13 protein-coding genes are annotated in these 12,443 nt (G+C 55.9%); 3 read left to right on the top strand and 10 right to left on the bottom strand.

All coding sequences use genetic code 11. The annotated features are described in order from the left end of the window. Positions 1–60: 60 nt before the first annotated feature. From CBW65_RS12560 to CBW65_RS12515, 10 genes are all read right to left on the bottom strand, one after another. Positions 61–1,305 (bottom strand): MFS transporter, encoded by a 1,245-nt coding sequence (locus tag CBW65_RS12560; RefSeq protein WP_087457129.1) that lies wholly within the window; start codon positions 1,303–1,305, stop codon positions 61–63. 95 nt (positions 1,306–1,400) lie between these two features. Next, positions 1,401–2,684 carry an EF-P 5-aminopentanol modification-associated protein YfmH gene (yfmH, locus tag CBW65_RS12555; RefSeq protein WP_232463311.1) on the bottom strand — a complete coding sequence of 428 codons (1,284 nt, stop codon included), beginning with the start codon at positions 2,682–2,684 and terminating at the stop codon, positions 1,401–1,403. Further along, complete coding sequence (gene yfmF, locus CBW65_RS12550; protein ID WP_157721921.1) at positions 2,677–3,960, bottom strand: EF-P 5-aminopentanol modification-associated protein YfmF; 1,284 nt, start codon at positions 3,958–3,960, stop codon at positions 2,677–2,679. Before yfmF ends, yfmH begins: the two co-directional genes overlap by 8 nt. 171 nt (positions 3,961–4,131) lie before the next feature. Then, entirely contained in the window at positions 4,132–4,293 is a 162-nt protein-coding gene (locus CBW65_RS12545; protein ID WP_157721920.1) for a hypothetical protein, read from the bottom strand. A gap of 313 nt (positions 4,294–4,606) precedes the next feature. Further along, complete coding sequence (locus tag CBW65_RS12540) at positions 4,607–4,903, bottom strand: hypothetical protein (RefSeq protein WP_087457125.1); 297 nt, start codon at positions 4,901–4,903, stop codon at positions 4,607–4,609. A gap of 122 nt (positions 4,904–5,025) precedes the next feature. Next, positions 5,026–5,271 carry a hypothetical protein gene (locus CBW65_RS12535; RefSeq protein ID WP_087457124.1) on the bottom strand — a complete coding sequence of 82 codons (246 nt, stop codon included), beginning with the start codon at positions 5,269–5,271 and terminating at the stop codon, positions 5,026–5,028. 19 nt (positions 5,272–5,290) lie between these two features. Then, a complete protein-coding gene (locus CBW65_RS12530; RefSeq protein WP_087457123.1) occupies positions 5,291–6,460 on the bottom strand; it encodes an NAD(P)/FAD-dependent oxidoreductase in 1,170 nt (389 codons plus the stop codon). A 304-nt stretch (positions 6,461–6,764) separates the two neighbouring features. Beyond that, positions 6,765–7,436 carry a thiaminase II gene (gene tenA / locus CBW65_RS12525; protein ID WP_087457122.1) on the bottom strand — a complete coding sequence of 224 codons (672 nt, stop codon included), beginning with the start codon at positions 7,434–7,436 and terminating at the stop codon, positions 6,765–6,767. A gap of 59 nt (positions 7,437–7,495) precedes the next feature. Next, complete coding sequence (locus CBW65_RS12520; protein ID WP_087457121.1) at positions 7,496–8,095, bottom strand: CYTH domain-containing protein; 600 nt, start codon at positions 8,093–8,095, stop codon at positions 7,496–7,498. A 92-nt stretch (positions 8,096–8,187) separates the two neighbouring features. Then, on the bottom strand, positions 8,188–8,823 hold the full coding sequence (locus CBW65_RS12515) for a CAP domain-containing protein (protein ID WP_232463496.1): 636 nt from the start codon (positions 8,821–8,823) through the stop codon (positions 8,188–8,190). Positions 8,824–8,937: 114 nt separating this feature from the next. Here CBW65_RS12515 and CBW65_RS12510 point away from each other — a divergent pair, with 114 nt between their 5' ends. From CBW65_RS12510 to CBW65_RS12500, 3 genes are all read left to right on the top strand, one after another. Then, complete coding sequence (locus CBW65_RS12510; RefSeq protein WP_232463495.1) at positions 8,938–9,831, top strand: LysR family transcriptional regulator; 894 nt, start codon at positions 8,938–8,940, stop codon at positions 9,829–9,831. Positions 9,832–9,873: 42 nt separating this feature from the next. Next, positions 9,874–10,041 carry a twin-arginine translocase TatA/TatE family subunit gene (locus CBW65_RS12505; protein WP_087457120.1) on the top strand — a complete coding sequence of 56 codons (168 nt, stop codon included), beginning with the start codon at positions 9,874–9,876 and terminating at the stop codon, positions 10,039–10,041. A gap of 161 nt (positions 10,042–10,202) precedes the next feature. Next, a complete protein-coding gene (locus CBW65_RS12500) occupies positions 10,203–12,353 on the top strand; it encodes an RCC1 domain-containing protein (protein ID WP_198299826.1) in 2,151 nt (716 codons plus the stop codon). Positions 12,354–12,443: the final 90 nt, after the last annotated feature.

The raw sequence follows: 12,443 nt of genomic DNA, 5'->3' as shown, positions 1-12,443 counted from the left end.
ATTAATCTACAAACTTCGACACACAATAAAAAAGAAGAACCCTTAGTAGCCAAGGGTTCTTTACGCTTGCAATGTCGATTTTTCTTTCACTTGAGTGCCCAGCGCGGTTTTCAGCCACGGATACACGCAGAGCGCAGAGATCACGCAGACGGCCGTCAGAATGTAACCGCCGACATGGATCGGAATGTACCCGCCGATCACCGAGAACAGCGGCAAGGAGATCGCGTAGGCGAGGCGTGAAGCGGTCAGCCAGGAAGCGACGACCCGGCCGCGGTTGTCCACGCGCGAGTAGGTCATCAGCGAGGTTTCGGCGATGATGTTTACGCCTTGCGAGAAGATGTAGGTCACGACAAGCGCGACGAGGAACCAATACCAGCCTGTCATCGAGAACATCACGCCCAGGCCCACCCCGTAGATGATGTGGCAGGGCAGGAAAATTTTGAAAAAGGCGCTTTCATCAAACGGCTTCTGTTTGAAATACCACTTGATCAGCCAGGCTCCGATCAGATACGCAACTGCTGTCGTTGAATAGCCGATGCCCATCCCCGTATTGCCCGTCTGCACCACTTCGAGGATGAAGACCGCAAACAGGATGTAGACATAGCCAAGCACGAAGTCGCGGGCGGCGGTGATCCAAAAGACGGCGACCAGCTGCGGCGTGGCGAGAACATAATCGTAGCCCTCCCGCACCTGCTTCCAGTACGGCGGACGCTCCTTGACCTCCTTTTGCTGCGGCTGATACTTCATCAGCACGATGCAGATCGCGGAGAACAGATAGGAGAAAGCATCAAACAGCATGATCGGATACGGACCTGCCCAGTCGGCGACAAACCCGCCCAAGGCGCTGGCCACGACCATCGTCACCGAGTTCAAAATCGCGAAGGACGAGGTTGCTTTTACGATCTGCTTCTCTTCGACGATCTCCGGAATTACAGCGGTACGCGCCGGTTGGAAGGCCGCAGAGACGAGACTGGAGACAACGATCAGCCCGTAAAGCACCCAGATGTTCTGCAGATAGACCCCGTACACCATGGCCAGCGTCAGCACGAAGCGCAGCAGGTTGGTCCAGATCATGATGTTCTTTTTGTTCCAGCGGTCGACAAACGGACCCACAAAGATGCTGCCAAACAAGGTCGGCAGAATCGTAGCGATAAACATCCCGCCAACGGTCGAAGCGGCCGGATGCAGATCATAGAGGATGACGATCATCACAACGCCGCGGAACCAGTCTCCAAACAGCGAGACGAGTTGCCCGACATAGAGCAGCGTGAAATTGCGATTGCGAAACAAGGATGGCTCGTTCACGTAAGGGTCTCCTTTTAGTTGTTATTGGTCTCTTAAAATAAAAATACCAGCAAACAGGGTCGAAACCCTGCTTGCTGGCAGTTGTTGTTGAAAATTTATTTCGGCAGCACGATCGACACGGTGCGCATCTCCGGCGCCAAATGTTCGCGCAAACGCTGGTTGACTTGCTCCAGGGTCAGGCTTTCCATCACGCCGATGATGTCAAAGAAATCGGCATCGCGGAACGTGTAGGTCGCGAAATAGCGGGCGATGGCGCGCGCCGAATCGAGCGTCGAGACCATCTGGCCGATCATCTTGTTGCGCGCCCGGTTGAAGTCTGCCTCCGGGATGCCGTTTTGCGCCGCTTCGGCAAACGCTTCCTCGACCACCTGCAGCACGCGGTCCGGATCTTTGGAGTTGCCGCCAAACAGCGAGTGGGCAAAACGCGGAGTCGCGTCATACGACCAGCCAAAACGCTTGTCGACGATGCCTGCCTCGTACATTTTGTTGAACAGGGCAGAACTTTTCCCGATCAACGCTTCGAGGCCGACCGAAGTCGCGTACTCGTTGATGATCATGTCCTTGCCGTTCGGACGGCTCATGTCCTTGTAGCCGAACTGCAGCTTCGGCATCGAGATCTGCATGCGCTCTTCATGACGGGCACGGCGCACCTCGGTCGGCTCGTTCGGGAAGATACGCTCGATCTCCGGCTGGCGTTCGAAGCTTTTGCCGGCCTGGTTTTCACGGATCAGCGCATGCACGCGCGCCGGGTCGCAGTCGCCAACCACGACGACCGACATGTTGCTCGGGTGGTAGAACGTATTGTAGCACTTGTACAACGTCTCTTTGTCGATCTGCTGGATCGTCTCCACCGTGCCGGCGATGTCGATCGCGATCGGATGCACTTGGTACATGCCTTCGATCAGGTTGAAATAGACGCGCCAGTTCGGGTCGTCATCGTACATGCGGATCTCCTGCTCGATGATCCCTTTTTCTTTTTCCACGTTTTCGTCCGTAAAATACGGCTCCTGCACATAATTCAGCAGCGTGGTCAGGTTCTCGTCCAGATTGTCGGTCGACGAGAACAGGTAGGCCGTCGTGTCAAACGACGTAAAAGCGTTCGACATCGCGCCATAGCGGGCAAACGTCTTGAACACGTCCTCCCCGTTCTCCTGCTCAAACATCTTGTGCTCCAAAAAGTGCGCGATGCCGTCCGGCACGATGGTCGGTTCCGACTCGCCGGGCACGACAAACTCGCGGTCGATCGAGCCGTACTTGGTGGAGAACAGCGCGTACGTCTGCTTGAATCCTTCCCGCGGAATCACGTATACGTCGAGTCCGTTGTCGAGTTGATCGTGAAAAGCGGATAATTTCAGCTGCTCATTGCGAATTTCACGCACCGTGGTTCCCCTCCTCATTGCGAAGCGTGTAGATCGTATCAAACTGCAGGCCTTGCGCCACGCGCACGACATCTTCGACGGTGACCTTTTGGAAGGCGTCGATCATTTCTTCGCGCGTGCGGACGCGCCCGGCGAGCAGGCCGTTCAGGTGGAAATCGGCGATCGACGTCGGATTGTCCATCGCCGTCTTGTAGGCGTTGACCAGACCTGCGATCGTGAACTCCATCTCCTCTGCGGTGATCTCGCCTTTTTTGAGCACGTCAAACTGCTCGCGGATGATCTCCAGCGCCTGATCGATCTTGTCAAATTCCACACCGGAAAAGACGCTGATGATGCCTTTGTGCCCGTCGAGGCGGGACATGCAGTAGTAAGCCAGCGAGTGCTTCTCGCGGACGTTGACGAACAGTTTGGAATGCGGGAACGCGCCAAGCACGCCGTTACAGACCTGCATCGCCGCATAGTCGTCAGACGCCCAGGCCACATTGGTCCACACGCCGACGTTCAGCTTCCCTTGATTGATGTCGAGGCGGTCGACCACATCTTTGACGGCGCGGGTCTCATGCTGAATCTGCACCGGGGCAAACGCGGCTTGCGGGTCGCGCTCCATGTCAAAGACGCGGAAGATCTCCGCTGCCACCGCATCGGTGTCCACGTCGCCGACCACATAGATGTTGATCGGCGCGGTCTTCAGCAGGCGCTGGTACACGTCAAACAGCGACTGAGGAGTAATCTCGTCGATCTTGTTTTCGAAGCCGAGACGCGGGATGGCATACGGTTCGCCTTTGGTCATCTCTTCGTTGCAGCGCTCGACCGCATAGTTCATCTTGTCGTCGATCACCGCTGCGATGCGCTTTTTGTGCTGTTCTTTTTCTGCCTGCACATACTCGGGCAGAAAAGCGCCGTCCTGCAGCTGCGGGCGGAGCATCACGTCGGAGAGAATGCCGAGCGCCTTTTGGAACAGGCCTTCGCCTTGTTTGAGGAATTTCTCGTTCGGGACGTTCATCGAGAAGTCGACGACCTGGCGCTCCCCTTTTTTGTCGATCGTGGCCGACATCGAGGCGCCGTACAGTTCGTCGAGCGCGAGTTGCAGTTTCTCCGGGGTCGGGTACTGCTCAGACCCTCGGTTTAAAAGATAGGGAAGCAAAGCCAATGGCGTCGCGGTGTCTTCGCGCAGCTCCTGCGCAAAAGTGGCGACGATCGTGTTCATGCGGAACTTGTCGGTGGGCAGTACGTGAACGTAGATGCCGCGTTCCTCACGGGTTTGAAACTGGTTCATCGGGCTGTTCATCCTTTCGTATTCCGAGCCTTTTGGCATACTATACTTCCTAGTATGTTCTAATAGTACTCGGAAAAGTATTCCAACGCAAAAGTTCTAGAATGCAAAAATCCCCTGCACGCGACACTGTCTCAAAGGGGTGCAAGGGGATCTTATGTAAGCGGATGCGCTCTAGGAGCGCCGGACCATGTTGCGTGCCGCCGCCTGTGCTACATCGAAATCTACTTTTGAGATGATGGTGGACTCTTTGATCCAGTTTTGTACTTCCCGACTCATCGTGGGGGTCACGTATTTCGGAGCCCCGAAGTTGTCAATCAGTTCCTTCTTTGTCATGCCGTGAGCTCTTACACAATGGTTATTGGTTAAGATCTCCATTAATTCTCCACACGCAGGACACTGAAACATAGACACAACCTCCTAGTTCGAGTACGCTCCGGGCAGGCCGCAAGCAGACACTCGTAGTCAGGGTTCGGTCACACGATGACCGGACAAGCAGTCAGTCAGTTGTCAGAAAAGATTTTCTATTTTATTTATACTTTCCAGTCTACACCGCTTGACCATCTTTCTCATGGGACTAAAGACTTATTTTACAGTTTTTCCTATGTAAAAAGCACCTTGCCCAATCGAGCAAAGTGCTTAAGGTAATTTACATTTTGCCCTTGAGGCCCATCAAGAGCTTCCAGATCACGCCGATCCCTGTCAAGTAGAACAGCACGAGCAGGATCCAGCCGCCTGTAGGATCGATGTCCGTCTTGTTCAAGTTGGCGAGGATCAAGAGCGGGAAGACATGGGTCAGGACGCCGCCGAGGAAATCGGACAGTTGATCAAGGGAGAAAGAATTGCTCTTCATGCTTTTGTAGATGCCCATCAGCAGATCGAGAGACATCAACCCCAGCACGGCCCACATGGTGTACATCATCCAACCGGTCAGTGCGAAAGACATTGGATTCACCCCTTCGTAAGGTTGTATCATCCTTGTACTTACAGAGTATGATACGGGCCTTAGCGGGGAGATGGGCTTCTGCGGATTTATCAAAAAAGCCCCTCACGAGGAGGGGCTTTGCATTATACGCGTTTGAACTTGGCGAGGATTTCAGTGCGCTCTTCTTCGGAGCCGCTGAAGTTCGCCGGGGAGAAACGCTGTTCCGCCCAGCGCTGCATCTCTTGACGGGAGGCGAAATCGTAGGTGAGTTCGCCTTCGATCGAGGAGATTTCGGATACCACATAACGGCGTCCGTGCTGGTGGATGTTCATTTGGTTCCAGTTGTCGTCTTTATAGACGTTCATCTTCTTGCCGCCTTGTTGATTCATGCAAGACCGCCTCCGTAAACTAGGACTTGAGCAGTGCGCCGATCTTGGCCAGGTAACGGTACTTGGACGCGTCTTTCACGCGGTACGCCAGCCAGCCTTTTGCTTTCATCTTGTTGCCGATCGAACCGATCGCTTCTTTGCGGCCAAGCGATGCAACCGCGCCGAGCAGCACCGGATCGAACTTCTCTTTCTTCATGTGCTTCATCGTCGAGTAGATGTTCACCGCTGCATTTTCGCCCATCTGCGTGGAGATCTGCGCAGTCGGCGGGTACGGGCGGCCGTTGGGCGCCAGCACGAAGCAGGAATCGCCGATGATCCAGACGTCTTCATGGCCGACAGCACGCATGTACTCGTCCACTTTGGCGCGGCCGCGCGGTTCGGTCTCGAAGCCCGCTTCCGCCACAACCGGAACGCCGCGGACGCCGCCGGTCCAGATCATCGTCTCGGTCGGGATGGTGTCGCCCGACTTGAGGTGCACGATGCCCGGCTCGACTTGGACGACCGGCGTGCCGATGATGAACTGAACGCCGCGCGCTTCCAGCGATTTCTTGGCGACGGAGACCAGCTCTTCGTCAAAGCCCGGCAGAATCATCGGCGCTGCTTCGACGTTGATCAGCTTGATCTTGTCTTTCGGGACGTTGTGCTTCTGTGCCAGCACCGGCAGCATGTCTGCCAGTTCGCCGACCAGCTCGATGCCGGTGAAGCCTGCGCCGCCGACGACAAAGGTCAGCTTGCTGTCTTTCTTGTCCTGACTGTATGTTTTCAAGCAGTTCTCGATGTGTTCGCGAATGCGGTTCGCCTGGTTGACAGACTTCAAGGTGAAGCTGTACTCTTTCAGGCCCGGGATGCCGAAGTATTCCGTTTCGGAACCCAGCGCAACAACAAGGTAATCGTAGGACAGCTTGCTGTTCTCCAGCTTGACTTCTTTCGCTTCATTGTCGATGGAGACGACAACGTCCTTGACGAACTTGACCTTCTTCGCACCGAGGATCGAGTTGATCGAAAGCGTGACGTCCTTCTCTTCTTTGGCGCCAACAGCCGGCTCGTGCAACTGCGTCACCAACTGATGGTATTCATGTTTATTGACAAGGATAATCTCTACTTCTTGTGCCGTCGTCAACTTGTTGAGTTCAAGTGCACAGACGAGACCAGCGTAGCCGGCTCCTAAGATTACGACTTTTTTCGCCATGATTCCCCACCCTAATTGTGTCGAATTTCACATACTTGATTCTAATTCTAGCAAATTTGTGACATTCGTCAATGAGATTTGTTACTTTTTTATGAATTTCATTGTCAGACAATTGCAAAACATTCCGGTGATGTGGTATCATATAGCGGGTTTGAATTGCCGGATCAGGGTTTGTCGATGTTTGTCGACACCGCTTTGATCTGCAACGGATTGTACCAAAATTGTTCCCGTTTTTGACAACGCTCACACTGGAAATATAAAGCGTCCCTGCCTTGGCGGGGACGCTTTTTGATCGTTTCAGGAGTTAGACCGGCCAGGTTTCCATCTTGTAGGACATGTCCCAGAACATCCACTCATAGCGGCTGCCGGTGAGATACAGTTCGGTCAGGCGGCGGCGCTCTGCGGCGGTGAAGTCCTCTGCGATGTCATCGAGCCAGCCGCGCAGCCAGTCGGACAGGGACTTGAATTCGTCAGATGCGTACATCGCCACCCATGCGGTGTAGCGCGAGCCGTTGTCCAGCCCGCCCCGTTCCTTGAGCCGCACGGCGATCTCGTGATAGCCCCATTGGCATGGCAAAATCGCCGTGATCATCTCGGCGATCGTGCCGTTTTGCACGGTGTGCAGCAGATGGCGCGAGTAGGCATGGGCGGTGGGCGCGATGCTTGCCGTTTCCAAGTCGCGCGGCGTCAGGCCGAACTCGGCCGCGTACTGGCGGTGCAGGTCCATCTCCACATGCAGCGTGGCGTGCAGCAGCTCGGCGAACTTGCCCATCGTCTGCAGGTCTGCGCTTTTCGTCGCCGCCAGCGCAAACAGGCGGCAATACTCGATCAGGTACAGGTAGTCCTGCACCATGTAGTAGGCGAAACGCTCCGCTTCCAGCGTCCCGTCCCCCATTCCGACGACAAACGGATGCTCGTGGATCTGCTGCCAGATCTCATCCCCTGCCGCGCGGAGCTGCTCAGAAAAACTGTTCATAAAATCCTCTCCTCTGCCCGTCAATGTGGGCTGCTCTAGTCTGCAAGGATGTTACGAACTTATTTTTGCACGAGTTGCAAAGCGTAGGCAAGCTTGGAAACGGCGCTTTGCTCCACCCGGCTGCCGTGCTTGGCGCGAAACGCGGCGGTCAGTTCCAGCAGGCGCGCTTCGTCGCCCGACACCAGTTCAAACTCGATCTCGTACAGCGGATGGTCCTGCCCGTTGCCGGAGATCAGGACATCGTCGAAACAGACTTCAATTTTCACGGTCGGCTCTTCGATCAGATAGACGTACCGCTTGGTGGTCATCCGAACGTGCGGCACGATGTCTTCGTACGCGCAGCCGACTTCGTTGAGCAGATTTTGCAGGATCAGGCTGTCTTGAGGCAGCCGCTCCAGCGTGCCTGCGTACTCCTCTTCAATCTCTTCGCGCTTGTGCGATTCTTTCGTGTCGCGCTTGATGTTGACGATAGAACGGCCTTTTACCAGACGCAGGCGCAGGCCGATGCGGAGGCGGTCGAGATCGCCGTTTTTCGTGTTGTAGTATTGGTTGGTCTGCTCTTCGATGTGGTCGAGCTGGTATGTACGTTCAAAATCATCCTTGATCTCCTGCCAGGACGCGGCTGTGGTGCGAAATTTGACTTCCGTTTCGATTGCCATGCTGTGGCTCCTCTCGTCAAGCCTTGCTTCTTCTTCCTATAGTAGCATAGAAAAGCCAGTCGGGCAGTGACCCGGCTGGCTTTCGTTCTGGCCTAGCGTTTGATGAACTGCTGTGTCCAGTACACTTTGTACGAACCGCCAAAAGCCACGCCGCAGCCGATCTCCGCGTATTCCGCCTTGAGGATGTTGGCGCGATGCCCCGGGCTCTTCATCCACGAAGCGACCACCGATTCCGGCGTCTGCTGTCCGGCCGCGATGTTTTCGCCCGCTGTGGAGTAGTTGATGCCGAAGCTTTTCATCATCGTAAACGGCGAACCGTACGTCGGCGAGTTGTGCGCAAAGTAGTTGCGGTTGCGCATGTCCTCCGACTTCACGCGGGCGCAGCGCTGCAGCTCCCAGTTCATTTTCAAGGGGCGCAGGCCGACTTTGGCGCGCTCGGCGTTGGTCAATTGCACGACGCGGTTCTGGAACTGCACAACGCGGGCGTCAAGCTGCGGGATGATCAGCTTCTGCCCCGGATAGATCAGGCTCGGGTTCTTCAGATTGTTGGCGCCAACGATGTCGGACACCCCGATCTGATATTTCACCGCGATCTTCCAGACGCTGTCGCCCGGCTGTACGGTGTAGGAAACGGCCGATTCCGCCTCCGCTGTCTGTGTGGAGGACGGCAGGACGATCGTCGAAGCCAACATCAGAGCGGCCACTGTGGTTTTGATCCATTTTTTCACGGTCTCTACTCCTCCTTCTCCTTATCTTGCAAGGGTAGTTTGCGCAGTGGAGGAGTCATTGCGCCACGTAAACTCTGGTACAATAGGGTGAGAGGACCAAAAGGGGGCCTTTTTGTGATCAACACGCATTTGCATGTGTTTGCGATGGTCGCGGAGAAGAAGAGTTTCTCCCGGGCAGCTGAAGCGCTTCGGCTGACCCAGCCGGCGATCTCGCAGCAGATTCATACATTAGAAGAGTATTACGGCACCAAATTGTTCGAGCGCACCTCCAAGCGGGTCGAACTGACCTCCGCCGGTGAGACGCTGCTGCCTTATGCCAAGCAGATTCTCGATCTGTCTGCGAAAAGCAAAGGGGCGCTCGATGATCTGATGGGTCGCGTGACTGGCAAGCTGACGATCGGCGCCACCTTTACGATCGGAGAATATATTCTGCCGCAGGTGCTGGCCGAATACACCCAGCGCTTTCCGGAAGTTGAGCTCAATCTGCTGATTCACAACACGGAGGAGATCGGCGAGATGATGCTCGATTACAGCATCGACGCCGGGGTGGTCGAAGGGCGGCTGCAGCATCGTCATCTGACTTTGACCTCTTTTTTGGACGATGAAGTGGTGCTGTTCGCTCCGCCGGGGCATCCGCTTGCCGATGTTTCCAAAGTTCGCGCTGAGCAGTTGGAGGAGCACACGTTTATCCTGCGCGAAGCAGGTTCCGGCACGCGGGCGACGGCAGAAGATTATTTGCAAAAAATCGGGGTCGCGCCCCGCAAAATCATCTCAATCGGCAGCACGCAAGGCATCAAAGAAGCGGTCGAGGCCGGTATGGGCCTGGCCATCCTCTCCAAATGGTGTGTCCGCCGCGAGATGCTCGCGGGCAGTTTGCAGCGCCTGACCCTGGATGGCTTTCACTACACCCGTCCCCTCTCCGTGCTGGAGCGGGCCGGACGGTTTCAATCGCGGGCGGCGTCCGAATTTGTCTGCCTCGTGCAGCAGTATGCATATCCGAAAGCCTAGCAACACACGCTAAGCAGGAAACTATGGCTGGAGGTGAGCGAGATGCTTGCCAACATCGGCGTGCCGGGCATGATCCTGATCCTCGTGCTGGCGGTAATCGTATTTGGCCCGAACAAACTGCCCGAAGTGGGCCGCGCGGTCGGCAAAGGGCTTCGCGAGTTTAAAGACGGGATGCGGGATGTTGTAAGTGAACATGAGAACGACAAGTAAGTAAAACCACTGTCCGTTTCGGGCGGTGGTTTTTTGACGATAAATAATTTTCATATAACCAGTTAACCCTCCTTTTGGAGGGTTTTTATTTGTGGGAGGATATGGTACTCTAATCTATGAAATTACTTTTTACCCATATTTTATATAAAAGGGGAATCTTCATGAACAAATTGGCTCTCATGAGCGCCGCAACCGTTGCTTTGGCGACAGGCATGCTGCTTGCTGACAGCGGTCAGGCAAATGCAGCCTACGTCACGAAAGTAAACGGCGGCCTCGACTATGCACAACTCGTCCGGTCCGATGGCTCGGTCTGGGGTTATGGGTATGACTTTAACGGCAAGATCGGCGATGGCGGCACCGTCAACTCCACCGCGCTCTCCCCGATGCCCGTCAGCGGATTCGCCAACGGCGGCACAAGCATCGATGCCGGGTACAACCACACGCTGTTTCTCAAAAGCGACGGCAGCGTCTGGGCGGCCGGAGATAACAACTATGGACAAGGCGGCGCTACTCCTTCGGGGGCGATCACCGCTCCCCTGCAAGTTGCCGGGCTGAGCGATGTCGTGGAAGTGGCAGGCGGCGAGCATCACTCGCTGGCGTTGACCGCGAGCGGCGACGTGTACGGGTTTGGCGGCAACTACAACGGCCAGCTCGGCAACGGCACCGCCACCAATTCGTCCACCCCGGTCAAGTCCCTGATCAGCGACGTCAAAGACATCGCGGCAGGCGCACGCTTCTCGCTGGCGCTGAAAACGGACGGCACCGTCTGGGCGTGGGGCAACAACGCTTCTTATCAGTATGGCAAGGCGAGCAACAACTCCACCCGCCCGTCACAAGTGCCGATCACCGGCGTAACGGCGATCGATGCCGGCAAAACACATGCGGTGGCGATCAAGGCGGACGGCACCGTCTGGTACTGGGGCACCGACACGGTTGGCCTGTCAACCGCTGTCACCGCACAAGCCCCGACACAGGTGCGCGGCTTTTACCTGGAACCGTTTACTGGCGCGACGGCGATTGCGGCCGGTCACGGCCACACTTTGATCCTGAAAAACGACGCTACCGTCTGGTCGTTCGGCAACAGCACCTACGGCCAGCTCGGCCACAGCTACGCGATGACCGGTCTGGACGCCCGCCCCGTACAAGATATGACCGGCGTGCAAAGCATCTCGGCCGGCAGCACGACTTCCTATGCGCTGCGAGCGAACGGCAGCGTCTGGGCATGGGGCTCCAATGCCAAAGGGCAATTCGGCAATGGCACCACCACTTCCAGCAACTACCCGGTGGAAATCAAATCGCTGACGCCGGCTCTGACTGCGGAAGCGATCCCGTCCTACATGTCGATTCAACTGAACTACTCCTATGACGGTCCGGTTGCCGAGTACCGCGTGTACACAGGCGCCAATCAACTGCTGTACATGGGCACCAAGACGACGTTTGAGCACAAAGGCCTGACCAACGTCACCGCCTATACCTACACGATCTACGCGTATGACGCCAACGGCAATGAGCTGGCCAAAAGCACCCTGTCGGCCACCACGAAAGACGGCACGGTCAACGTCTGGCATACCGGCAGTGAATTTACTTCGATTCAGCTGGGCTACTCGGGCCGCGGCCCGGTTGCCAAGTTTGTGGTCACCCGCGACAACCAGGTGCTCTATGAAGGTAAGAACACGACGTTTATCGACACCGGGCTGCTTCCGAACAAGCCGTACTACTATGTCGTCTCCTCCTATGATGCAAACGGAGTGCCGCTTGGCCAAAGAGCGTATGACTTCGCACGCACCAAAGCAGCCACCGGCACACTGCAAATGACGAGTCCGGACGCACATACCATGACCACCACCTACACCGGCACCAACTTTGAAGTCGGCAAGATGGTGCTGCGTCGCATGGGCGAGCTGTACTATGAAGGCACCGGCACGTTTACAGAATCCAACCTGATGCCGCACCAGCAAGTCTGGTATGATTACGAACTCTACGATACGAATGGCGTACTGATGATCAGCACCAGAGCGACCGGTTATACGCAAAATCTGGCATGGTCGCCGCTTGTCTTGGAAAGCACTTCGACCTCCGTATCGTTTGAAACTCATCCGACCAACGCAAATGCGGTCGACTACGTGATCAAGAAAATGGGATCTGACCAGTATTCCGGCCCGGAATCCGCTTATCATGAAGAGGGCCTGACGCCTGGCACTACCTACTACTACTCGGTGTACGCTTACACCAGCACGGATCATGCTTTGGTGAACCTGCTCGGCACCTATACGTTTACCGTCATCACTCCGGCGGCAGACGCTCCGCAGTAAAATTGAACCCCTGCTCCTGCTGCTCTTGAGTAAACAACCCTGCGCCGGGCATCCTACTAGGGAAGTCTACGCCTGAGGGGAGGCCCGCCC

Source organism: Tumebacillus avium (assembly GCF_002162355.1).
In the GTDB taxonomy this organism is placed as follows: domain Bacteria; phylum Bacillota; class Bacilli; order Tumebacillales; family Tumebacillaceae; genus Tumebacillus_A; species Tumebacillus_A avium.
Note: the sequence above shows the minus strand (reverse complement) of the source record. Positions and strands in the feature narration are given on the sequence as shown.

Excerpts from the sequence above, each read along its gene's own strand:
- CBW65_RS12535 (WP_087457124.1), bottom strand. The coding sequence starts at position 5,271 with ATGAATCAACAAGGCGGCAAGAAGATGAACGTCTATAAAGACGACAAC.
- CBW65_RS12500 (WP_198299826.1), top strand. The coding sequence starts at position 10,203 with ATGAACAAATTGGCTCTCATGAGCGCCGCAACCGTTGCTTTGGCGACA.
- CBW65_RS12545 (WP_157721920.1), bottom strand. The coding sequence starts at position 4,293 with ATGACAAAGAAGGAACTGATTGACAACTTCGGGGCTCCGAAATACGTG.
- CBW65_RS12540 (WP_087457125.1), bottom strand. The coding sequence starts at position 4,903 with ATGTCTTTCGCACTGACCGGTTGGATGATGTACACCATGTGGGCCGTG.
- tenA (WP_087457122.1), bottom strand. The coding sequence starts at position 7,436 with ATGAACAGTTTTTCTGAGCAGCTCCGCGCGGCAGGGGATGAGATCTGG.
- CBW65_RS12505 (WP_087457120.1), top strand. The coding sequence starts at position 9,874 with ATGCTTGCCAACATCGGCGTGCCGGGCATGATCCTGATCCTCGTGCTG.
- CBW65_RS12530 (WP_087457123.1), bottom strand. The coding sequence starts at position 6,460 with ATGGCGAAAAAAGTCGTAATCTTAGGAGCCGGCTACGCTGGTCTCGTC.
- yfmF (WP_157721921.1), bottom strand. The coding sequence starts at position 3,960 with ATGAACCAGTTTCAAACCCGTGAGGAACGCGGCATCTACGTTCACGTA.
- CBW65_RS12520 (WP_087457121.1), bottom strand. The coding sequence starts at position 8,095 with ATGGCAATCGAAACGGAAGTCAAATTTCGCACCACAGCCGCGTCCTGG.